The sequence below is a fragment of the Streptomyces sp. V3I8 genome (assembly GCF_030817535.1).
Taxonomy (GTDB): Bacteria; Actinomycetota; Actinomycetes; order Streptomycetales; family Streptomycetaceae; genus Streptomyces.
In genome coordinates this window covers 748,204-768,282 of record NZ_JAUSZL010000002.1, presented here as the reverse complement: position 1 = coordinate 768,282, position 20,079 = coordinate 748,204, and the positions used below count along the sequence as shown (strand labels likewise).

At 71.4% G+C, this 20,079-nt stretch carries 21 protein-coding genes and 1 pseudogene; 8 read left to right on the top strand and 14 right to left on the bottom strand.

Features of this window, described 5'->3' with window-relative positions:
* Window positions 1-187: 187 nt before the first annotated feature.
* Window positions 188-469 (bottom strand): annotated as a pseudogene (locus QFZ75_RS03715) (transposase family protein); the annotation flags it as partial.
* A 571-nt stretch (window positions 470-1,040) separates the two neighbouring features.
* On the opposite strand from QFZ75_RS03715, the gene QFZ75_RS03710 reads away from it, so the two are divergent.
* Window positions 1,041-1,613, top strand: a complete 573-nt coding sequence (locus QFZ75_RS03710) for a transcriptional regulator (protein ID WP_307533818.1) — start codon at window positions 1,041-1,043, stop codon at window positions 1,611-1,613.
* A 106-nt stretch (window positions 1,614-1,719) separates the two neighbouring features.
* Here the strand turns inward: QFZ75_RS03710 and htpG are convergent, their stop codons facing one another.
* A complete protein-coding gene (gene htpG / locus QFZ75_RS03705; RefSeq protein ID WP_307533817.1) occupies window positions 1,720-3,639 on the bottom strand; it encodes a molecular chaperone HtpG in 1,920 nt (639 codons plus the stop codon).
* Window positions 3,640-3,765: 126 nt separating this feature from the next.
* Window positions 3,766-4,425 (bottom strand): type III effector protein, encoded by a 660-nt coding sequence (locus tag QFZ75_RS03700; protein WP_307533816.1) that lies wholly within the window; start codon window positions 4,423-4,425, stop codon window positions 3,766-3,768.
* A gap of 128 nt (window positions 4,426-4,553) precedes the next feature.
* Here QFZ75_RS03700 and QFZ75_RS03695 point away from each other — a divergent pair, with 128 nt between their 5' ends.
* The 3 genes from QFZ75_RS03695 (at window position 4,554) to QFZ75_RS03685 (ending at window position 5,972) form a co-directional block, all read left to right on the top strand.
* Window positions 4,554-4,985 carry an Hsp20/alpha crystallin family protein gene (locus QFZ75_RS03695; RefSeq protein WP_307533815.1) on the top strand — a complete coding sequence of 144 codons (432 nt, stop codon included), beginning with the start codon at window positions 4,554-4,556 and terminating at the stop codon, window positions 4,983-4,985.
* A gap of 98 nt (window positions 4,986-5,083) precedes the next feature.
* Window positions 5,084-5,479, top strand: coding sequence for a DUF2267 domain-containing protein (locus tag QFZ75_RS03690; protein ID WP_307533814.1), 396 nt, complete (start codon window positions 5,084-5,086; stop codon window positions 5,477-5,479).
* A 112-nt stretch (window positions 5,480-5,591) separates the two neighbouring features.
* Window positions 5,592-5,972, top strand: coding sequence for a DUF2267 domain-containing protein (locus QFZ75_RS03685; RefSeq protein ID WP_307544203.1), 381 nt, complete (start codon window positions 5,592-5,594; stop codon window positions 5,970-5,972).
* A gap of 251 nt (window positions 5,973-6,223) precedes the next feature.
* Here the strand turns inward: QFZ75_RS03685 and QFZ75_RS03680 are convergent, their stop codons facing one another.
* Both QFZ75_RS03680 and QFZ75_RS03675 read right to left on the bottom strand, forming a co-directional pair.
* Window positions 6,224-6,934 carry an AAA family ATPase gene (locus QFZ75_RS03680; RefSeq protein ID WP_307533813.1) on the bottom strand — a complete coding sequence of 237 codons (711 nt, stop codon included), beginning with the start codon at window positions 6,932-6,934 and terminating at the stop codon, window positions 6,224-6,226.
* Between the two features lie 175 nt (window positions 6,935-7,109).
* Window positions 7,110-7,937, bottom strand: a complete 828-nt coding sequence (locus QFZ75_RS03675; RefSeq protein WP_307533812.1) for a hypothetical protein — start codon at window positions 7,935-7,937, stop codon at window positions 7,110-7,112.
* 159 nt (window positions 7,938-8,096) lie between these two features.
* Between QFZ75_RS03675 and QFZ75_RS03670 the strand changes: the two genes are divergently transcribed.
* On the top strand, window positions 8,097-8,510 hold the full coding sequence (locus QFZ75_RS03670; protein WP_307533811.1) for an SRPBCC family protein: 414 nt from the start codon (window positions 8,097-8,099) through the stop codon (window positions 8,508-8,510).
* Window positions 8,511-8,653: 143 nt separating this feature from the next.
* Here the strand turns inward: QFZ75_RS03670 and QFZ75_RS03665 are convergent, their stop codons facing one another.
* Both QFZ75_RS03665 and QFZ75_RS03655 read right to left on the bottom strand, forming a co-directional pair.
* Window positions 8,654-9,634: a TIGR03557 family F420-dependent LLM class oxidoreductase gene (locus QFZ75_RS03665; protein ID WP_307533809.1), complete on the bottom strand. Its 981-nt coding sequence runs from the start codon at window positions 9,632-9,634 to the stop codon at window positions 8,654-8,656.
* Window positions 9,635-10,371: 737 nt separating this feature from the next.
* Window positions 10,372-10,929, bottom strand: a complete 558-nt coding sequence (locus QFZ75_RS03655; protein WP_307533807.1) for a DUF3291 domain-containing protein — start codon at window positions 10,927-10,929, stop codon at window positions 10,372-10,374.
* 404 nt (window positions 10,930-11,333) lie between these two features.
* On the opposite strand from QFZ75_RS03655, the gene QFZ75_RS03650 reads away from it, so the two are divergent.
* Window positions 11,334-11,744: a RidA family protein gene (locus QFZ75_RS03650; protein WP_307533806.1), complete on the top strand. Its 411-nt coding sequence runs from the start codon at window positions 11,334-11,336 to the stop codon at window positions 11,742-11,744.
* A gap of 105 nt (window positions 11,745-11,849) precedes the next feature.
* Here QFZ75_RS03650 and QFZ75_RS03645 read toward each other — a convergent pair whose 3' ends face one another.
* Window positions 11,850-12,233: a hypothetical protein gene (locus QFZ75_RS03645; RefSeq protein ID WP_307533805.1), complete on the bottom strand. Its 384-nt coding sequence runs from the start codon at window positions 12,231-12,233 to the stop codon at window positions 11,850-11,852.
* Between the two features lie 324 nt (window positions 12,234-12,557).
* Window positions 12,558-13,481: a MurR/RpiR family transcriptional regulator gene (locus QFZ75_RS03640; RefSeq protein WP_307533804.1), complete on the bottom strand. Its 924-nt coding sequence runs from the start codon at window positions 13,479-13,481 to the stop codon at window positions 12,558-12,560.
* Between the two features lie 137 nt (window positions 13,482-13,618).
* Between QFZ75_RS03640 and QFZ75_RS03635 the strand changes: the two genes are divergently transcribed.
* Complete coding sequence (locus QFZ75_RS03635; protein WP_307533803.1) at window positions 13,619-14,329, top strand: ribonuclease H; 711 nt, start codon at window positions 13,619-13,621, stop codon at window positions 14,327-14,329.
* 103 nt (window positions 14,330-14,432) lie between these two features.
* Window positions 14,433-14,627 (top strand): antitoxin, encoded by a 195-nt coding sequence (locus QFZ75_RS03630; protein ID WP_307533802.1) that lies wholly within the window; start codon window positions 14,433-14,435, stop codon window positions 14,625-14,627.
* A 99-nt stretch (window positions 14,628-14,726) separates the two neighbouring features.
* On the opposite strand, the gene QFZ75_RS03625 is transcribed toward QFZ75_RS03630, so the two are convergent.
* The 5 genes from QFZ75_RS03625 to QFZ75_RS03605 all read right to left on the bottom strand — a co-directional run bounded on the left by QFZ75_RS03625 (window position 14,727) and on the right by QFZ75_RS03605 (window position 19,992).
* On the bottom strand, window positions 14,727-15,623 hold the full coding sequence (locus QFZ75_RS03625) for a hypothetical protein (protein WP_307533801.1): 897 nt from the start codon (window positions 15,621-15,623) through the stop codon (window positions 14,727-14,729).
* 449 nt (window positions 15,624-16,072) lie between these two features.
* A complete protein-coding gene (locus tag QFZ75_RS03620) occupies window positions 16,073-16,729 on the bottom strand; it encodes a DUF3105 domain-containing protein (protein WP_307533800.1) in 657 nt (218 codons plus the stop codon).
* An 87-nt stretch (window positions 16,730-16,816) separates the two neighbouring features.
* The gene (locus tag QFZ75_RS03615) at window positions 16,817-17,197 is read right to left on the bottom strand and encodes a hypothetical protein (protein ID WP_307533799.1); all 381 of its coding nucleotides are present in this window, start codon (window positions 17,195-17,197) and stop codon (window positions 16,817-16,819) included.
* Window positions 17,198-17,288: 91 nt separating this feature from the next.
* Window positions 17,289-18,545 (bottom strand): damage-control phosphatase ARMT1 family protein, encoded by a 1,257-nt coding sequence (locus QFZ75_RS03610; protein ID WP_307533798.1) that lies wholly within the window; start codon window positions 18,543-18,545, stop codon window positions 17,289-17,291.
* Between the two features lie 37 nt (window positions 18,546-18,582).
* Window positions 18,583-19,992: a S1 family peptidase gene (locus QFZ75_RS03605; protein ID WP_307533797.1), complete on the bottom strand. Its 1,410-nt coding sequence runs from the start codon at window positions 19,990-19,992 to the stop codon at window positions 18,583-18,585.
* Between the last annotated feature and the right edge of the window lie 87 nt (window positions 19,993-20,079).

Genomic DNA, 20,079 nt, shown 5'->3' with positions numbered 1-20,079 from the left:
GCGGGAGACCGCCCGGCCCGATGCCGCGCGATCCGCCGGTGACGGCAGCGGCCCGTACGGCCGGGTGGCGGACCCGGATTTCGGTCCCGTGGATGATCCCGGTCTGCCCGCTTGCGCCGAGATGATCGATGACTTCGGCGAGCGTAAGCAGCCGGACGTCGGGGGCGACGGTGCGGCCGCGCATCGCCGGCAGCGGCCGTATTTCGCCGATTGCGCGCGTGACGGTGGACCGGTCGACCCCGAACCAGCAGGCCAACACGTCATGGGTGGCGCCATGGCGAAGGTGGATGAGAGCGGCGAGGAGCCGGTCGACGAACACCAGCTTGTGTTTCGCTGCGGTGCCCACGGCCCGGCGACGGGGACGCGACGCGAGACCGGCTTGGTGCCTCTCGTGCCACAACGGGACTATCTCGGCGACGAGTTCAGCGTTCACTCCGGGCGCCAGCCCCGTGATCCGCCGGCTTCGCATGATCGCTGCACGTACTCGGTCCGGCCTTTCCTGCTCGTACCCGGCCGGGGAGGGGGCAACATGAACGCCGACGACCATGCTCGGCCTCAGTGGGCCACTACCGCGCCAGCTGAACTCGACCGGATGGCCCTCCGCGTGCTGAGGGCTGCTCGTGACGCCGCCAGAGAACTCCGGCAGGACCCTCCAGACCAGGCTCGCCGAACATGCGCTCTCGACCTGTTGGCGGGCCAGACACAGGCGATGCTGGGGCCCGACCTGCCGGACTGCCCGCCAGCCGGGATCGCAGCGCAGGAGATATTCGTCCACAGTGCTCTGGCTCTCGCCGTGCACGCCCGGGCCCACAGTTGGGCGGAGGCTGACCTTGGCGCGGACGGCGTACGGGGCCAGGACGGCATACCGCGGCGTGGCCGAGGTGAAGGTCAAAGACACCTACACCGTCGGTACGGGGCCTGACGCAGCCGCGGAGCCGCCCCTGGACGCTTCCCCGTGCCGGCCTGCCTGCTCACCGGGACGCGGGAACGGCGCCGACAGCCCCGTACAGTGATCCACAACCGAGAATCCGGAAGAGATCATGCCTGAGCGGAACATCGAGTTCGGCAAGTACGGCGCCCACGGCATCAAAGGCCACGAAGCCGTCGCCCGCCAACTGGACGCGCTCGCCGGCTACATCGCCACCCCCGTCACCGTCCGCCGCGGCCTGCAGGCGCGCCTGCACTACCTCACCCGCACCGCCCACGCCCGCGACGCGGCCCGTACGGCCGGACTGACCGTCACCGACCGCACCCTGCGCGCCTGGCAGGTCGGCACCCGGGCCCCCTCGCGCAAGAACCTCGCACGCGTCGAGCAGGCGTACCGCATCGTGCGGCGCGAGAACGTCGCCCGCTACCTCACCGCCCGCCTCAACCGCGAGGGCCGCGGCACCCGCGTGGAAGTCCACCCGGTCAACCAGTCCCGGGTCGACCGGCCGCGTCAGCGCGCGGTGGAGTTCCGCACGATGAACGTCCGCCGGTGGGACCGGATCGTCGCCGCGTGGGCGGCCGGTGACGAGCGGGAGCTGGACGAGGCGTGGGTGGACCAGGTCGTCGACCTCGGCTCTCAGTGGGGCCAGTACGAGTACGTGACCACCATCGGCTTCGCCGCCTGAACCGAAGGCGATCCTCTGGGCCACCTTCACACCTCTCCAGGCCGCGGCAGGGGAACGGGACCGGTGTCCGGGAGCACCCACCCCTGCCGGAAGCCTCGTCCGTGTATTACAGGGTGTGAGCCAGCCGGTCGGTGAGCAGCCGGGTGAAGCGCGCCGGATCGGGCAGTTCGCCGCCTTCGGCGAGCAGCGCGCTGCCGTAGATGACCTCGGCGATCTCCGCCAGCGCCGGATCGTCGGTGTTGGCCTCGTGCGCCGTACGCAGGGCGCTGATCAGCGGATGCGCGGGGTTGAGTTCCAGAGTCCGCTTGACGCCGGGCAGTTCCTGCCCCATCGCGCGGTACATCTTCTCCAGGTTCGGGGTCATGTCGTGGGCGTCCCCGACGAGGCACGCCGCCGAGGTGGTCAGTCGCGACGACAGGCGGACCTGCTTGACGTGCTCGGACAGGGCGGTGGTCAACCACGGCAGCAGGGCCGCGTAGTCCTGCTCGTACTTGGCCTGGTCGGCGGACCGATCGCCCTCGGCCGGCTCGTCGAGGTCGACCTGGCCCTTGGCGATGGACCGGAGCGGATGGCCGTCGAAGGCCGGGACCTGGTCGGCCCAGACCTCGTCGACAGGGTCGGTGAGGATCAGGACCTCGTAGCCCTTGGCGGCGAAAGCCTCCATGTGGGGGGAGTTCTCCACCGTCGCCCGGTTCTCACCGGTCAGGTAGTAGATCGCCTCCTGGCCGTCCTTCATGCGCTCGACGTATTCGCGCAGCGTGGTGGTCTTGTCCGGATCGTGTGTGGAGGCGGCCGACACCAGCTCCAGCAGCGCCTCGGTGTTGTCCGTGTCCTCGAGCAGGCCTTCCTTCAGCACCCGTCCGAACTGCGTCCAGAGCTTCGTGTAGCGCTCGCCGTCGTCCGTCTGCATCTTCTTGATCGCGCCGAGGACCTTCTTGACCAGGCGTCGGCGTACGCCGCGGATCTGGCGGTCCTGCTGCAGGATCTCGCGGGAGATGTTCAACGACAGGTCGTGGGCGTCGACGACGCCTTTGACGAAGCGCAGGTAGTTCGGCATCAGCGCTTCGCAGTCGTCCATGATGAACACGCGCTTGACGTACAGCTGCACGCCGCGCTTGGTCTCGCGGGAGAACAGGTCGAACGGCGCCTGGGAGGGGATGAACAGCAGCGCCTCGTACTCGAAGGTTCCTTCGGCGCGCATGTGGACGGTCTCGGCCGGGTCGAGCCAGTCGTGGCTGATCTGCTTGTAGAACTCGTTGTATTCGTCCTGGGTCACCTCGGCTCGCGGTCGCGCCCACAGTGCCTTCATCGAGTTGAGGGTGTCGGCGCCGGGGGAGGCGGATCCGTCGGCCTCGGCGCGCTCGGTGACCATCCGGATCGGCCAGCGGATGAAGTCGGAGTACTGCTTGACGATCTGACGGATCTTCGACTCGGACAGGTAGTCGGCCAGGTCGTCCTCGCTGTCGGCGGGCTTGAGGTGCAGGGTGACGGAGGTGCCCACGGGGAGGCCGTCCACTGCCTGGACGGTGTAGGCGCCCTCGCCGTCGGACTCCCACCGGGTGCCGGTGTCGGTGTCGGTGCCGGCCCGCCGGGTGTGCAGGGTGACCTTGTCGGCGACCATGAACGCGGAGTAGAAGCCGACGCCGAACTGCCCGATCAGACTCTCGGCCGTGGCGGCGTCCTTGGACTGCTTGATCTTCTCCATCAGGCCGGCGGTGCCGGACTTGGCGATCGTGCCGATCAGCTCCACGAGATCGTCTCGGCTCATGCCGATCCCGTTGTCGCGGACGGTCAGTGTGCGGGCGTCCTTGTCGACCTCCAGCGAGATCTGCAGGTCGGTGGTATCGACCTGGCCGATGCCGGAGTCGGTCAGCGATTCCAGCCGCAACTTGTCCAGTGCGTCGGAGGCGTTCGAGATCAGCTCGCGCAGGAAGATGTCCTTGTTCGAGTAGATCGAGTGAATCACCAGTCGGAGCAACTGGCGGGTCTCGGCCTGGAATTCCAGCGTCTCGACGCTGCTGCTCATGTGGGGCCTTTCCATGGGAACGTCATGAACGGACAGGGTTCGGGCCGGGACGGATCGCGATCCGCCGTCGGCCTGGTTCGGGGCCGGCTGCACCACACCCGTACCTGTGGCTCCCGGCGGTGAGCATCAGGCATCGTCACCTGCTGTCGCCGCGAGCCGGTCGTTGAGGGCGTCCAGGCGTTCGGCCAGGTCGGTGTGGCGGTCGTCCAGGTAAGGGCGCATGCCGGCGAGAGGGGCGATGAGCTCGGCGGCGTCGGTGGCGCTGAGGGCGGTGTACAGGGCGGTCTGGGCCGAGCGCGCTTCGGGCGCGAGTCGGGTGAGGGCGGTGATCTGGCCGGCGATGCGGCGCAGGTCCGCGGCGTTGGTGCGGGCCCAGGTGGCGTTGGTGCGTTCGGTGGCGCGGCGTTCGCGGGTGGCCTGGACGCGTTGTTCGCCGGTGGTTCCGGCGGGGCCGGGGCGGCCGCGCAGATAGCGGCGTTCGGCGGCCTGACGGCTGGCGACGCCGAGGGGAGGGGCGAGGTCGGCCCAGCTGGCTCCCGCGTCACGGGCGGTCTCGATGAGGCCGGTCTCCCATCCGGCGAGCTGCTCGCGCACCTGCCGCAGCAGCATCAGGGAGGCCAGCACCTGCTCCGGTTCGGGGCCGGGGGCATCCGGGATGTCCGGGGACTCCCGCCCGGCGTCGCGCAGGGCGCTGTCTATGGCGTGCAGGGCCGTCGCGGCGGCGAGGAACGACGCCGGACTGTGGGCGTGTGCGCCGGTCGGGGACGGCTGGTCTGCTGCGGTCACGGACACCTCCCTCTCGCTGTCATCATACAGACGACTTCTTGCTTGTCATCGATTGGATGACATGTTACAACGGTGTCAGTGAGGCGCATTGGCAGCAACTGCCTGGACCTGCTGGAGGTGTTTTCACGATGTTGATGCGCACTGACCCCTTTCGTGAGCTGGACCGGCTGACGCAGCAGCTGATGAGTCCGGGGACCTGGTCCCGCCCGTCGGTGATGCCGATGGACGCCTACCGCGAGGGCGACGAGTACGTGGTGGCCTTCGACCTGCCGGGCGTCGTCGCGGACGCGATCGACATCGACGTCGAGCGGAACATGCTCACCGTCAAGGCCGAACGGCGGCCGGTGGCGAAGACCGATGACGTGCAGATGGAGCTGTCCGAGCGGCCACTGGGTGCCTTCTCCCGCCAGATCGTGCTCGCCGACAGCCTCGACACCGAGCACATCCGGGCCGACTACGACGCCGGCGTGCTTACCCTGCGCATCCCGATCGCCGAGCGCGCCAAGCCCCGCAAGATCTCCGTCGGAGCCGGATCCGGCCTCAAGGAGATCTCCGGCTGACACCGGCCGGACGGGTGCGGAGGGCGGACACCCGATCTCCCCCTCGTCCCGCTCTCCGCACCCCGTGGCAGTCCCAGGAAGAAGGGATGACAGCCGGGATGGCTCTGCGACGCGAAGCGTTCCTCGGCCATGTGAAGGAACGCGGTACGTACGACTCCGCGGAGGAGGCCGAGCGTGCGGCCCGTGTGGTGCTCGCCCTCCTCGGCGCGCACCTGGTCGGCGACGTCCGTGCCCAACTGGCGGCGCGCCTGCCCGAGACCTTCGCCCTGATCCTGCTCAACCCGCTGCGGAGCGCCGAGCCGCTGTCCCCGGAGCGGTTCGTCCGCGCAACCGCCGCGTGGATCGAAGGCGCCAGCGAGCAGACCGCGGCCTGGGACGTCAGCGCCGTGCTGTCGACCGTCGCCGACGCCGCCGACGAAGACCTGCTGGGCCAGATCCTGCTCCAGCTCCCCGTGGGCTACGACCTGCTCTTCGGCCGCCCCCAGCCCACCTGACCGTTCCACACCCCGGTGTCCGAACACCGGCCGCAGCAAGAAAGGCAACCGCCCCGTGATCTCCCACCGGTACGCACCGTCCCAGCAGTCGTACGGGACGGCATACGAGCAGATGCTGGAGAAGGTCCGCTACGAGGGCGCCTACCCCACCCGCGAGAGAGCCGACGAAGCCGTCCGCCTGGTTCTCGCCGGACTGGGACGCCAGCTGACCGGCGACGAACGCCTCGCGCTGGCCGGCTGCCTGCCCCTGGAAGCCGCATGCGTACTGACCGCGCAGATCCCCGACCACCAGCCGCTGACCGGCTGGTCCTTCGTCAAGGACCTCGCCGCCCGCACCGGTGCCTCCCTGGCCACCACCCGCTGGGACACCGGCTCCGTCTTCTCCGCCGTCGCCGCCTACGCAGGCCCCGACCTGATCACCCGCATCCTGCACCGGCTCCCCACCGGCTACGCCTTGCTGTTCGGCCGTGCCGAACTCGCCCCGGCCGCGTAGACGGCGGCGTACGTACCCGGGGTGGCCGTTCTCGTCGATCGCGACGCGGTGGCGGCGGGTCCTGGCCGTATCGATGCCGGCCCGGACGGCGACCGTGGTGCGCCCGTGCGAAGGGCTTGCCCGCTCCCGCGGACACGGTGCGGAGCCGGGCGCCCCGGACCGCGGACACGGTCGTGGGGACGCAAGGACTCTGGCCGGGTCCGTCCCGGCGGGTACATCGTCCTGGTGACGACGCTTGGGCAGGAGGCCGCCTACGGTTCGACGACGTGCCGCAGATAGACGTGCGGGTCGGCGAGATAGCGGCGCCAGTGGTCCACGACGCCGAGTTCCCGCCAGGCGACCCTGCGTATGCCGTGCTCGCCGACCTCGACGATGTCCGCGCCCGGCAGGGCGGTCAGCAAGGGTGAGTGCGTGGCACAGATGACCTGACCGCCCTCCTTGGCCAACCGGTCGATGTGCCCGATCAGTTCCAGGCACGAGGAGAAGGAGAGGGCCGCCTCCGGCTCGTCGAGAACATAGAGCCCGGCGTGCAGGAACTTCCCGCGGAACGCCGCGAGGAAGCCCTCGCCATGGCTGATCGAGTCAGGCGAGAACCCCTCCCGGCCCAGGGCGTCCAGCGCGGTCTCGGCCCGCAGGAAGAAGCCCTTGCGGGCCGACCAGCTGGTGGCCATACGGCGCCCGCGCGGGGCTGCTTCGAACCTGATCCGCTCGCCGAGTTCCGACTTGCCGCGCGGGGAGGCGTAACGCCAGTCGTGGGAGCCGCCGTAGGAGTCCAGACCGAACCCCTCCGCCAGCGCCTCGACCAGGGTCGACTTCCCCGAGCCGTTCTCACCGACCAGAAAGGTCACCGGTGCGGTGAAGCGCAGCCCCTCGTCGAGCAGCTGCCGGACGCAGGGCACCGACCAGGGCCAGGTGTCCTCGTCGTACGAGGAGAGATGGGCATACGCGCGTTCGACAATCACCCGACCAGTGTCACCCAGGACCCGGAGGACCCACGTCCTCCCGGGCGGCCGGTGCCGGTATCCCGGGCTCGCCGTTGCCGGAACTCCGGCCGGTCGCGCAGCCGTTCACCTTCGACGTTCAACCTCAGGTGGGACATGGTGCGGTAGGTGGGACATGGTGCGGTGGCGGGCAACGTCACAACAACGCTGTGATGCCGTCCCGGTCCTCGGGCAACCCGGCCGCGCGGAACCACAACGCGTTCCCGGCGATGCCGCCCGTCGACTCGTCGGTGTCCACGAAGGCCCGCAGCAGGTCGCGTTGGGTGCAGACGAGCGGGTGGGCCGGGTCGTAGCCGTCGGGGAAGGCTCTGAGCAGGATCGGCCCGCGTTCATGGTCGGTGAACGACGTCCCACCGGCGGCCACGACGGCGACGGCCACCGGTGCCACCTCTTCGAACGATTCGGCCAGGGCGAGCGCGGAACGCAGCACGGTGAACCGGAACCACCCGTCGAGCCTGGGCAGCGGCTCGGGGAACCAGCCGTCCGTCGTTCGCGGGTTCCGCAGCGCGTCGAGGAGGACGGCGAGAGCGCGTGAGCGATCGGCGTGGGTGGGACCGAGCGCCGCGCACGCCCGCACGGCCGGGTCGGAGTCGGCGAGCAGGTCGGAGGTGTCCGTCTTCCACACGCCGAGCGCCCGCGCAACAGCCGCTCGCTCCCGTCGGGTCCCCGCCGCGTCCAGCAGGGTCCGCAGCAGCGTGGCGGCCCGCGGCACCCGGTCGGCGAGCCCCGGAGCGCGGAGGAGTGGCACTGCGGCGCCGGGCGCGGCCTCGCGGACATGGGCATCGGAAGAGGTGAGGAATGGCTCGACGGCGTCGTCCAGGGTGAGGCGTACGTCCCGGCACGCGTGCGGCGCGGCGAGTTCGTCCGGGGCGTACTCACGTCGCGTCTCGCCGTGCCGGGGTTCCCACTGCCAGTCGGTTCGGTCCCGCGCCGGATCCTCCCCGTAGGCGGCCGACTCGGCCACCTGCCCCAGCCGGAGGAGCAGGGCGGCGGAGGACCGAGGCCTGGCTCGTAGCTGCCTTGCCACCCCGCGAACGGGTGGAACTGCGACGCTGCTGCTTCAGCGCGAGCAGGCCGGGCATGCGTTTTCCCGTATGCCCCCGAGCCGAGGAACGGTAGCGCGATGACCGAGTACGAACGTGCACGCACGATGCCCGCCCTGCCGGAGCACGTCTTCGACCAGGCCGCCGACGTCGGCCAGCTGGACACCTGGATGCCTCAGGACCTGCACGTGCACGCCGGGGACCAGCCCGCCGTCACCGTGCACGAGGACCGCACCGGCCAGGACGTCTCCGCCGTGCTGCGGGCCCGGCCCGAACAGATGCGGCTCGAATGGGGCACCCGTGAACAGGGCGGCTACACCGGCTGGCTCCAGGTCGCCGGGATCGGCAGCGGAGCCAGCGAGGTGACCGTGCACCTGTCGTTCTTCGACGACAGCCACGACCCGGGTGAACAGGCCGTCCATGCCGCTCTCGACGGCAGCCTCCAGCGGCTTCAGGAACAGGTGCGGTTGCGCGTCGACAACGTGGCCGGCTGACCGACGATCCAGGGCCCACGACCGGTGGGCGGCGGGCGGCGGGCGGCGCGCCGAGCGGGACCGGTGCGCCGCCGCCGTGGCCACGGGCCAGGGGTTTCGCCCACCGGTCGGGCCGCGGTGCGCCGTCATGCTCACCGTGTGGTTCAGGTCTGTGCGCCGCTCGGCTTCAGCTGCCGAATGGGTCCGTCGAGTTCGCGCTGGTAGAAGTCGATGAAGCCGTCGGGGTCGGGGCCGGCGTTCTGCATGACCAGCCTGTCGAAGCCGGCGTCGACGAACGACCGCGTCACCTCGATGTACCGGGCGGGGTCCGCGCCGCAGGCGAACTTCTCCAGGATGTCGTCCTCGCGCACGGTCGTGGTCGCCGCGTCGAAGTTGACCGGATTGGGCAGCTCGCTCATGACCTTCCACCCGGTCAGGGCCCAGCGCGAGGTCTCCAGCGCGGCCTGTGCCGCGGTGTGCTCGTCGCTCGCCCAGGCCATCGGAACCTCCGCGTAGCGCGGACCCGAACCGCCGGCGTCACGGTACTGCTGGACGATCTCCGGCTTGTCCTCGGTGGCGAACAGGCCGTCACCGAGTTCCGCGGCGATCCGCGTGGACGCCTTGCCGCTGGCGGCCACCGCGATCAGGGGGAGTTCGCCGGGGAGGTCGAACACCCGGGCGTCCTCCAGCCGCAGATGCTTGCCTTCGTAGGACCGGTACCCCCCGCTCCACAGCAGCCGGATGATCTCCAGGGCCTCCTTGAGCATCTCGTGCCGTGTGCGGACCGTGTCCGGGAAGCCGCGGCCGACCACATGCTCGTTGAGCCGCTCGCCCGAGCCGACGCCGAGAACGAAACGGCCCTCCGACACGAGCGCGAGGGTCGCGGCGGCCTGCGCGATGATCGCCGGGTGGTAGCGCACGGTCGGACATGTCACGCCGGTCGCCAGCCCGATCCGTGAGGTCTTGGCCGCGATGCTGCCCAGTACCGTCCAGGCGAACGGCGAATGCCCCTGATTGTCGAGCCAGGGGTGGTAGTGGTCGCTGATCTCGACGAAGTCGAATCCCGCCTGCTCGGCGAGAACCGCCTGCCGCACCAGTTCCGCCGGGCCGAACGCCTCAGCGGCCAGCTTGTACCCGATCTGCACGTGTTCCTCGTTTCCTCGTACGCCGAAGGCGTTCCCCGTTCACATCCGCACAGAGGTACCCGCCGACGTCAGGGAGTAACGCGGACTGCCGCCGGTCGGTTCGGGTGGCGGGGCGGCCGGCGCCCGGTCGAGCGCCGTGCGTGGAGCTGCGGACGCCCGGAGCCGCCGAACGCCGACCCGTGGTGCACGGCCGGCCCCTGCGGGGAGGGGACCGGAACACGAGCGAAACGTGGCACACGCCCATGGCCCGGTAGGTCGCCCGGTAGGTCACAGGCTGGTTCACAGGCGCGAATCGGCGGTTTGAGGTTCCCCCAGCGTGCGGGAACTGCTGATCAGCTGGTCAGGGCGGGGCGACGGGCCCGAACTGCTGGCCAAGGTGATCGGGTGAATGTCGTGGCGCCCACGGTGCTGAGCCGTGCAGCCGTTCCCGGGATGACGGCACGGGGCCGGGGAGCGGCTGATCATGGTGGAAACGGCCCCGCGTGACGGCTCCCGTATGTCCCTGGCCCCCGCTACCGTGCCGCGGACGAACTCATGCGGTGAAGCGCCGGCAGTCCGGGACGAGACAGCGCGGAAGAGCCTTTGGGCCACCGGACCTCCCGAAGCGTAGGCGGTCGTTGCCTGAAGCCGTTCGGGGCCGAGCCCGGCGCCCGGGGCGAACATGCGGGAGGCCGGTTCCGGGTCGCGGTGCAGCACGCGGAACAGCGTGAGCGACTCGTGCGGCACGCCTGGGGTGGTCAGTGAGCCTGGTCGCTCTTCGGCCCGATGCCTTCGGCCCTGGTCGGAGTTCCGTCCGGGGCGAACGAGTGGTGGAAGGTGAAGGCGTGCGGCGCGGAGCCGTGGTCATGGAGGTGTTCCAGCCCGGACACCCCGTCCTGCCAGGTGGGTATCACGCCGTCGGAGACCCACCAGAACACGTGACCCGGGTGTCCTGTCCTCTCGAACCAGTCGTAACGCCTGTTCAGCGCCTCTCGGTGCAGACCGGTGTAGACGGCGTCGAAGGCGGAGCGCAGGTCGGTCCAGAGGGAGAGGGTCGCGGCCAGGGCGGTGGTTTCCACGGTACGGCCCTTGTCGTACCAGGCCGGTACGGCGAACTCTCCCCATGCGCCCCAGTCCGCCTCGAAGAGCGATCCCCGGTCACCGTCCGCCGCTTCGGCATGCGCGAGGTGTCCGGGGTGCCGGCTGATCTTCCGGTAGACGGCCTCACCGACGTCGTAGAACTCGCGCGTGAGAGGTGCGGGATCGGTGAGGGGTGACTTCAGGACGCCGAATGTGTACAGCGCAAGACGGGGCATGCGTCTCTCCCTGGTCGGAGGCCCGGTGCGGACCCTGTTCGATGGCTTGTGCGCAGGGGCGAAGGTTCGTGGGGCGTGACCGACGCGTCCCGTCGCGGGTGGCTGGGCCTGGAACAACTCCTGTGCGACCGCGGGCGATCGCCGAAGACCAGGTGAAGGTAGCTGCCTCTGCGGGCCATGTCGAAGTTGCGTTTTCCCCGTCCGAGTGGCTTCTCGTGCCGGTCGCTGCGGGGCCGGGGTTCGGGCCCCGGCGGTGGCGGACGGGGGGCGGACCATGGGGTATCGGTGATCCGCTTCGGCCGATCGGTTCACCCGCCGTGCCCGTCCGCCCGCGACGCGTCGGACGGTGGTGCGGTGGCGCAAATTCCGGTGCGCGTCGGGGGCGGATTGGTCAGACTCGCGGCATGACAGCGAGGATCAGCCGCATCAACCCCGGCCAGTTGCATGAGACGCCGGGCTACCACCACATCACCGTGGTGGAGACCGGCCGGACGGCTTACCTGGCGGGGCAGTGCCCCCTCGACCGGGGCGGTGATCTCGTCGGCCCGGGCTCCCTCGGAGTGCAAGTCGATCAGGTTGTCGCGAACGCGCTTGCCGCCCTTTCGGCGGTGGATGCTCGGCCGCAGCACGTGGTGCGGTCGGTGATCTACGTGCGGAGCGATGACAGGGAGGACCTGGGCCTCGCCTGGCACCGGCTCACCGCTTCCGCCCTCGGACCGGCCTTCACGTCCGCCAGCACGCTCCTGGGGGTTGCGCAGCTGGGCTTCACAGGGCAGCTGGTCGAGGTGGACCTCACCGTCGCGCTGCCCGACTGAGCGGCTCTCACGCCTCGAACGGCATCTCGAAGTGCTTCGCCCACAACCTGCGGCGCCCGTGGGGGAAGCCGGCCGCACAGAGCCGACCCACCGTGAAGAACAAGCTCAGTGGCCCTGGCGTGTGTGGTGGTTGTCCACGAGCGCCCGGGTGATCACGCGCACGCCCCGGGCGATGTGGTTCAACTGCGTCAGCTCGGCCGCGTACAGCTTGATCGTGTGCTCGATGACGGACTCCGGCATCCCCAGGGCGGGCAGTTCGGCACGGGCGCTGTGCATCGCGGTGCGTACGACCCTGATCTCCTGCTGGAGCTGGATCTGCGCGTGGCGGGCGAGCAGGACGGGCTGCCGGATCAGCAGCGGGTAGCCGGCGTAACGGCTGGGCACCAGCTCGCGCAGCCACTTGGCCGCCGATCGTTCCCAGTCGCGGCTGCCGGGCGTCTTGACCTGACACGGCCAGTCCGTGCTGATGGGCGAGTACGTCAGGGACATGGGTATCGCTTCCGAGATGGCCGGTTCGGGGGACGGTTCTGTTCGTGCTCGGCGGCCCCGGCCAGGGGATGGACCGGGGCCGCCACGGGCGCGCGAGCGGTGCCCGTCCGTGCACCCGGGTCGGTACGAGGCGGGAGCGCCCTTCCCGGGCCGACCAGGGGCCCCACCGGGTTCTGATCAGACCAGAAGTATTCATATATACCGTCTGGTAAGCAAGGGTATGTAAAAATTCATGTCCGGGTACGGCTGAATTTCGCCTTGCGGGATGAGTCCTCCGCAGGGACCGGGGCGCGCCCGCCGCACGGCGGGGAGAAGGCCCGGGCGTCAGTCCCTGAGGAAGAAGGCGTGTTCGTCCGCGACCTGTTCGTAGTCCTCCAGGCGGGCCTGTGTCCGCTCGGGATCGGCGTCGGTCATGGCCTGGAGCAGGGCCGAGGACAGCACCACGGGCGCCGCGTAGGAGTCGAAGACGAGCCGTGAGCCGGTGCCGGTCGCGAAGACGACGTCGGCCTCGTCGGCCAGCGGGCCCAGTCCCAGATCGGTGACCAGGGCGACGCGCAGACCGGCCCGCCGGGCGACCCGCACGGCCGTCAGGGTCTCGTGCGCGTGCCGGGGCATGGTGAAGGCCAGGACCCAGGTCCCGCCGGCCTCGCGCGACTGGAGCAGGGCGTCGTAGGCGACGCTGCCGCCCCGGGTCACCAGCCGGACGTCGGGGTGGATCCGCCGGGCCGCGTACGCGAAGTACTCGGCGAGCGAGCCGGAGATGCGCAGCCCGAGGACGGTCAGCGGGGCCGAGCGGGACAGGGCGCGGCCGGTCTCGATGACCCGGTCGGGGTCGGCGAAGTCCCGGCGCAGGTTCTCCAGGTTGTCGATCTCCGCGTCGACGGCGGCCTGCAGCTCGTTGGGCCGGGCCTCCTCGGCGGTGTCGGGCGTGCTGGCGAGCTTGCTGAGCGCGATCGACTGCAGGCGTTCCCGCAGGGCGGGATAACCGCTGAAGCCGACCGCCGACGCGAAGCGGGTCACCGAGGGCTGGCTGACGCCGACGCGCTCCGCGAGGTCCGTGATCGACAGGAAGGCGGCCTCGGTGATGTGCTCGATGAGGTACTGCGCGATGCGCCGCTGCCCGGGGGAGAGCCGGGGTCCGTCGAACAGGGCCCGCAGCCGGGTCGTGGGCGCGGCCTCCGCCTCCGTGACCGGTTTCCCCGAACTGATCGCAGACGCCTGCGCGCGGGCCTGCTGCGGCGATGGCACCGGTACGCCTCCTTCACGTCCCACTGTGGTTCAACATAGCCCACCCCTCACGGCCCACCGGCCGCGGCGAACCCGCACCCGCGCCCGCGCGGCACCCGCTGCCCCTTCCCGGAGGGCGCCCCTGGCATGATCTGCCCATGGCTGAACGTGTGATCGCCGCGTGTGACGGGGCGTCGAAAGGAAACCCGGGCCCGGCCGGCTGGGCCTGGGTCGTCGGTGACGGAACGGGAACACCCACCGAGTGGGAGGCGGGCCCGCTCGGCACCGCGACCAACAATGTCGCCGAACTGACGGCGCTGGAGCGGCTGTTGACGGCCGTGGACCCGGACGTACCGCTGGAGATCCGGATGGACTCCCAGTACGCGATGAAGGCGGTCACCACCTGGCTCCCCGGCTGGAAGCGCAAGGGCTGGAAGACGGCGGCGGGCAAGCCCGTGGCCAACCAGGAACTCGTCGTACGCATCGACGAACTGCTCGACGGCCGCTCGGTGGAGTTCAGGTACGTGCCCGCGCACCAGGTCGACGGCGACCCCCTGAACGACTTCGCGGACCGGGCGGCGAGCCAGGCCGCGGTCGTGCAGAAGCCGGCCGGCAGCGAGCAGGGCTCTCCGGAGCCGCCGAAGTCCCCGGCGGCCAAGAAGGCGGCCCCCGCGAAGAAGCGGCCGTCCTCCGGGTCCGCCTCGCCGGTGTCCTCGTCGTCCGCGCGGTCGTCCGCCTCCGCCTCCCGCACGCTCAAGGCCAAGTTCCCCGGCCGGTGCCGTTGCGGCCGCTCGTACGCGGCCGGCGAGACCATCGCGAAGAACCCCGACGGCTGGGGCCACCCGGAGTGCCGTACGGAAGCCTCCTAGCGCGGACCGCGGCTCGTCCGGGTCCCGCGTCCCTCCCGGATGCGGAATGCGCCGCCTGCGGTGACCCTGGATGCACAGGGGCAACTGATCAGGAGGATGTCTCATGTCCGTTATGGACAAGATCAAAGGCATGCTGAAGGGCCACCCGGACCAGACGGGCAAGGGCATCGACAAGGCCGGCGACATGGTCGACGACAGGACGCAGGGAAAGTACAGCGGGCACGTGGACACCGCCCAGGACAAGCTCAGGGACCAGTTCGGCGGGTCCGGTCAGGACGACCGGCCGCCGCGTTCCTAGCGCCGCAGGCACGGGCCGGTCCCTCCGGGGGCCGGCCCGTCGTCCGTGCGCCCCGCACCGCACCGACCCGTGCACCGACCCGTGCCCCGCCCCGCCAGGTCAGTGCGCGCGGGCGTCCGACGTGCGGCAGGTGACCGTCGGGCCGGCCAGCATGCCGCCGGTGTAGAGGCTCTGGCCGCGTGGCATCCAGTACCCCAGCTTCGAGACGACGCTCGTGCAGGCGCCGGCGACCCGGGCGCGGACGACCACCGTGGAGGGCCGGCCCGGCTGGAGGTCGGTGAGCGCGCAGTCCAGGGCGTACATGCTGCGGACCGTCGACGGGTGGCGGCCGGTGAGCGGGTTGACGCAGCGGGCGTCGGACGTGGTCAGCTCCACCCCCGAGGCCTCCTCGCCGATGAGCCCGAAGCGGGCGCTCCCGTCGCCCGCGTCGCTGTCGCGCGAGACGGTGTACGTCAGCGTGGTCGACGTGTGCGGCCGCAGGGTGCGCCGGTCGACCTCGATGCGGTGCGTGGCGGCGGGCTTGGGGTCGGTGAGGGTCAGGGTGGTGCGGACCTTCCCCCGCAGGTCCACCCCGGCGGGCGACGACCGGACGTGCACCGTGCCGCTGACGTCGTAGGTTCCCGGTCCCGGGGTCTCCCGGCCGCCGGGCAGGGACCCCGTCGCGACGGTCCTGCCGTCCCGTCGCAGGGTCCAGGTGCCCGAGGTCAGACAGGCGTACCGGACGGAGGTGCCGGTGCGCCGGCAGGTCGCCGGGGCCGACAGCGACGTCCCCGCGCCGCCGCCGCTCGCGCACAGGTTCATGTCGGCCCGCTGTCCTCCGGGTCCCCGCAGGGTGCCCGCGGGGGCGCAGACGGTGGACGCGGTGGACGGCTCCGGTGCGTGATGTGCCGGAGCCGCCCCCGCCGGCCGTCCCGCTGCGGTCCAGCCCGCGGCGGCCAGCACGGCCGCCGCCGTCAGCAGCAGGGATGTCGTACGGGGTCTGGGGCGGAGCGGCACGGGTGGTTCCTCCTCGTCACGGTGGCGAACGGCCGGCCGCCGGTCGCGTGCGTTCGTATCCGGTCGCACCCGGTCGTCGGTGATCGCGTGCGACGAGGAGAGGATGCGGGAACGCCCGCGGTCCGGACCGTTCCCACGCCGGGCGGACCGGCCGGGACCGGTACACGTCGCCCGGCCGGGCCAGCCGGCCCCGCCAGGGGCGCGGAAACCGCGCGACCGGCTCCCAGCGCCTGCACCGGTCCGTGTACCGGCCTGCACCGGTTCGTACTGGTCCGTACCGGTCCGTACGGTCCGTCGAGAACAGCGCCATCAGGCCGCATCGGTCCGCGAGTGGATCACGGCGCGCTCGGCGGCGCGCACGGCAGAGGAGCGCACGGCACGGGACAGCACGGCGTCCGTGGGTGCCGTGGCGCCGGACTCGGGGCCGGAGCCCGGCGCCCCCCGGGACGTCAGGCCGCGTCGACGCCGTTGGTGCAGGCCGCCCCGGGCTCGGGGGTCTGCGGGCCCTGCACGTACTTCGTCAGGAACTGCTGGACCCGCGGGTCCGAGGCCTTCTCCACGGTCAGCTGCTTGCCCCAGGCCGACAGCATGAGGGCACCGGCCTGGTCCTTCACCGGGCTCATCAGCGTGTACGGCGTCCTGCCGACCTTGTCGGCGAGGGTCTTCACGTCGGCGTCCGACGCGTCGTCGTTGTAGGTGATCCAGACCGCGCCGTGCTCCAGGGAGTGCACCGCGTTCTCGTTCCGTATCGCCTCCTTGTAGACCGAGCCGTCACAGGTCATCCACGCCTGGTCGTGGTCGCCGCCGACCGGCGGGTTCATCGGGTACGACACCGACTTCGTGACGTGGTTCTGGGTCAGCTTCTTCGCGTCCCAGGACTTCTCGCCCTCGACGGGCTTCTTCGCGGCCGCCTGCCGCTGCTCGTCCTTCTCGTTCGCGTCGTTGATGTAGTACGCGCCGAAGCCGACGAGTCCGACGACGATGGCCGTGCTGACCGCGACGGTCAGGATCCGGTTCCTGCGCTCGCGGGCCTTCTCGGTGCGGCGCATCTCCTCGATGCGCGCCTTACGGGCGGTGGCGGCCGACTTCTTGCTGGTTCTGCTCATGGAGGTGCGTTCCTTGTCCCCGCCGCGCCGGATCGTTCGGGCGGCGGTGGGTGAGGGTCGGACGGACGTCGTCGTACGGACGCCGGTCTAGATCCGCTGCACCTGCAGGACATGGAGGTCGGGGGCCCCGCGCGCGGGCGGTGCCACGCGGACGCGCGCCGCCGGGGCCGGGTGGGCCGCGACCGGCATCCGGGGCGCCACCGCGGGCAGGGGGTGGGCGCCCACCGGCAGCACGGCCCGCGCCTCGCGGGTGGGCAGACCGCAGCACTGGTCGTGCTCGGCGGGGGAGCCCAGCCGTTCGTGCGCGACGGAGACGGTGACGGGTGGCGCGGCGGCGGGAGCCGTCCGGCCGTGCGCCGGCACGTACCCCAGACAGGCCACCAGCACCGCGAACAGCACGGCCAGGGCAGCGCACAGTGCCGCGCCGCGTGTGACGCGGCGTGCTCGCTGTGGCGTCCGGCTGCTCATCACGGTGATGGTATGCGGTGCCTGTGACAGCACTTCCGGGACCCCGGGCAAGCTGTGCACCGCCTGCCGCGGCGCGCGGTCCGTGCCGCGGTCAGGCCCTGACCTGGACGAGGGCGTGCGTCCCGCTCGTACGCCAGGACTTTGCGCCCGCGTCCAGCTCCGCCAGCGCCGCGGACGTCAGCCCGGTCATGACGTCGCACTTGAGTGTCCGCAGCGCGGCCACCGGGCCGGGGAAGTACGCGCAGGCCTGCGCGAACGGCGTGGTGGCCGGCCAGTGCCGGTCGCCCACCAGGCGGCGGTAGTTGAGGTCGCCCTTCATGACGGTGAGCGTGGCGGACGCGAAATCCTCCCGGAGATCGGCGGGCATCCGGTCGTAGGAGTACGGCGCGCAGGAGAACGGGTGGGCGCGCAGGACCATCCGGCCGTCGGTCATGGCCCGCCGCAGCCGTTCGCCGGCCGCCGCGGCATGCCCGGACGCGCGCGTCAGCCGGTCGAGGCAGGCGAGTGTGTCGGCGGTGGTGGCGTCGGAGACGTAGTACGGGTACGGCTTCAGGTGCAGGACCACGCGGGCGGCCCGCCCGGTGGCCAGCAGGTGGTCGGCGAGCACGAGGTCGGGGAGCAGTTCCGGACCGGCGTTGTCGGCGACGAGACAGACCGTGCCGGGCCCGCCGGCCGCGAGCAGCTCCCACAGCGCCGGCGAGTCGTCGACGACGAGCCCCGGCACCTGGTCGCCCAGCCCCGCCCCGCCCGCGGACAGCCGGAAGCCGAGGTCGGCGCGGTTGCCCCAGAGGGAGGAGAGCAGGAGCGTACGGTCCCGCTCGTCCGGCGGCAGGGCGGGGAGGCGGTCGAGCGCGGACAGCTCGCCGTCGACCTGGGCGCCCGCGAGTTCGGCGTTCTTGAAGGGGGCGAAGGGGTCGACACCCCGCCACGGGCCCGGCGCGAAGTACCCCAGGGCGGCCAGGAGTCTGCGGTAGAAGAAACTCTCCGCCCACAGGAACGGCACGTCCGCCCAGCGCTGCCCGTAGTACGGCTCGTCCCGCCAGGCCCCGGCGCCCGGCTCGCTGTCGTGCAGGCGCCCGACCGGTCCCTGGGTGATCTCGTCGAGGAGGGCGTCGAGGGCGCGCTGCTGGGCCGGCGGGTAGGGAGTGGCCCGCCGGACCCGCTCGATCAGGGCCGGGTGCCGCTCGTCCAGCACACCGCGGGCGAAGGAGCCGGGGGTGCCCACGACGACGGGGGCACGGTCTTCGGCCGGGGCGGACACGGGTGCGGACGTGGACGCGGATGCCGTTGTGGTGCCGGTGTCGGTGTCGGCGGGAGCTCGGCCGGCGTCGTGACTGGGGTGCGTCATGTCCCCAGTAAACGCTCCCCGCAGGGTGGGGCTCCGGTCAGCCCCAGCTCTGCGCGTACTGGTTGCGATAGCGCCTGCGGCCCCGTTCCGAACGGATGCGCAGTGCCACCAGCGCGAGCAGGCTCCCCGCGATGACGAACAGCCCGGGCCCGAGATTCCGGTACTCGCCGAGCCGTTCCAGCGCCGAGGTCGTGGTGTCGGTCCGCCCCTCGGGAACCGTCTGCGCCGGACCCATGGCACCTGGCAGGACCGCGCCGCCGGGGGCGGTCGAGGAGGCGCCGGGCGGCACCGCCGCGCCCGCGCCGCCGGTGGCTCCGGTGCTGCCGGAGGAGGGCGCGGCCTGGTCGGCCGAGCCGGGGTCGCCCGCCAGTTCCACGCCGAGCGAGTCGAGCGCCTTCGTCACGGGCTGGAAGAACGTCGTGCCGCCATTGGTGCAGTCACCGCTGCCGCCCGAGGTGACGCCCAGGGCCAGTCCGTCGGCGAACATCGGGCCGCCGCTGTCGCCCGGTTCGGCGCACACCGTGGTCTCGATGAGTCCGGTGACCGTGCCCTGGGGGTAGTTCACCGTGGCGTTGAGCCCCGTCACCTGACCGGACCGCAGGCCGGTCGTGCTGCCGCTGCGGAAGACCTTCTGCCCGACGGCCGGATCGGCCGCCCCGACGATCCGTACGCCCTGGCCGCCGCCCACGGACACGATGTCGGCGCCGCTCAGGGCGGTTCCGGGGGCGTACCGCACGAGCGAGAAGTCGCCGCCGGGGAATGAGCCGGAGACGGTGTCCCCGACCTGCTTGCTGCCCTGCTGGTCCGAGAACCACGTCGTGCCCACGGGGCCGCAGTGGCCGGCCGTGAGGATGAAGTCGTTCTGCCCGTTCGTCACGTTGAAGCCCGCCGAACAGCGTCCCGAGCCCGCGAACATCGCGTCGGCGCCGTTCAGCCGCGGCGTGAACGTGCCCTTCGTCCGCTCCATACGCACGGAGGTGCCGATGCCCTCGGCGACCGCGGTCAGCCGCGCCCACTGGGCGGCGGAGACGGTGGTGTCGGCGCGCACCACCACCTGGTTGGCTGCGTAGTCCATCGCCCAGGAGGTGCCGGCCACCTTGGGCGCGTCCTTCAGCGTCTCGGTGGCGGACTTGAGGTCCAGCATGGTGTGGCTGACGACCTTGGCGACGGCGCCGGCCTCGCGTACGTCGGCCGCCGCCTTCTCGTCGGTCACCGCGACGACCGGGCGCCCCTCGGCGTCGATCCAGCTGCCCGCCGTACGGGAGGCGCCCAGGTCGGTGACCAGTTCCTGGCCGGTCCGCGCGGCCCGGGTCTCGGCGTTGGGAGTGAGCGGATCGCCCGACGTCTCGCTCGCCACGGCATGCGTGACCATCAGCCCTCCGCAGGCCAGCCCGCCGATGGCGGCGAGCCGTGCGATGCGCTGAACATTCCGTCGTGCGTGCCTCATCCACCGCTCCCGTGCGACTGTTCTGACACAGCGTCACTTCCATGGACGCTCCCGTGAGGTGAACGCCCTCCTTCAGTACGTGCCGTC

What these genes read in the sequence shown, in the direction of transcription:
- htpG (WP_307533817.1), bottom strand. Translation starts at nt 3,639, where the DNA reads ATGAGCAGCAGCGTCGAGACGCTGGAATTCCAGGCCGAGACCCGCCAG.
- QFZ75_RS03670 (WP_307533811.1), top strand. Translation starts at nt 8,097, where the DNA reads ATGACCGAGTACGAACGTGCACGCACGATGCCCGCCCTGCCGGAGCAC.
- QFZ75_RS03620 (WP_307533800.1), bottom strand. Translation starts at nt 16,729, where the DNA reads ATGAGCAGAACCAGCAAGAAGTCGGCCGCCACCGCCCGTAAGGCGCGC.
- QFZ75_RS03685 (WP_307544203.1), top strand. Translation starts at nt 5,592, where the DNA reads ATGCTGGAGAAGGTCCGCTACGAGGGCGCCTACCCCACCCGCGAGAGA.
- QFZ75_RS03605 (WP_307533797.1), bottom strand. Translation starts at nt 19,992, where the DNA reads ATGAGGCACGCACGACGGAATGTTCAGCGCATCGCACGGCTCGCCGCC.
- QFZ75_RS03650 (WP_307533806.1), top strand. Translation starts at nt 11,334, where the DNA reads ATGACAGCGAGGATCAGCCGCATCAACCCCGGCCAGTTGCATGAGACG.
- QFZ75_RS03655 (WP_307533807.1), bottom strand. Translation starts at nt 10,929, where the DNA reads ATGCCCCGTCTTGCGCTGTACACATTCGGCGTCCTGAAGTCACCCCTC.
- QFZ75_RS03635 (WP_307533803.1), top strand. Translation starts at nt 13,619, where the DNA reads ATGGCTGAACGTGTGATCGCCGCGTGTGACGGGGCGTCGAAAGGAAAC.
- QFZ75_RS03695 (WP_307533815.1), top strand. Translation starts at nt 4,554, where the DNA reads ATGTTGATGCGCACTGACCCCTTTCGTGAGCTGGACCGGCTGACGCAG.
- QFZ75_RS03645 (WP_307533805.1), bottom strand. Translation starts at nt 12,233, where the DNA reads ATGTCCCTGACGTACTCGCCCATCAGCACGGACTGGCCGTGTCAGGTC.
- QFZ75_RS03630 (WP_307533802.1), top strand. Translation starts at nt 14,433, where the DNA reads ATGTCCGTTATGGACAAGATCAAAGGCATGCTGAAGGGCCACCCGGAC.
- QFZ75_RS03690 (WP_307533814.1), top strand. Translation starts at nt 5,084, where the DNA reads ATGGCTCTGCGACGCGAAGCGTTCCTCGGCCATGTGAAGGAACGCGGT.
- QFZ75_RS03710 (WP_307533818.1), top strand. Translation starts at nt 1,041, where the DNA reads ATGCCTGAGCGGAACATCGAGTTCGGCAAGTACGGCGCCCACGGCATC.
- QFZ75_RS03610 (WP_307533798.1), bottom strand. Translation starts at nt 18,545, where the DNA reads ATGACGCACCCCAGTCACGACGCCGGCCGAGCTCCCGCCGACACCGAC.
- QFZ75_RS03615 (WP_307533799.1), bottom strand. Translation starts at nt 17,197, where the DNA reads ATGAGCAGCCGGACGCCACAGCGAGCACGCCGCGTCACACGCGGCGCG.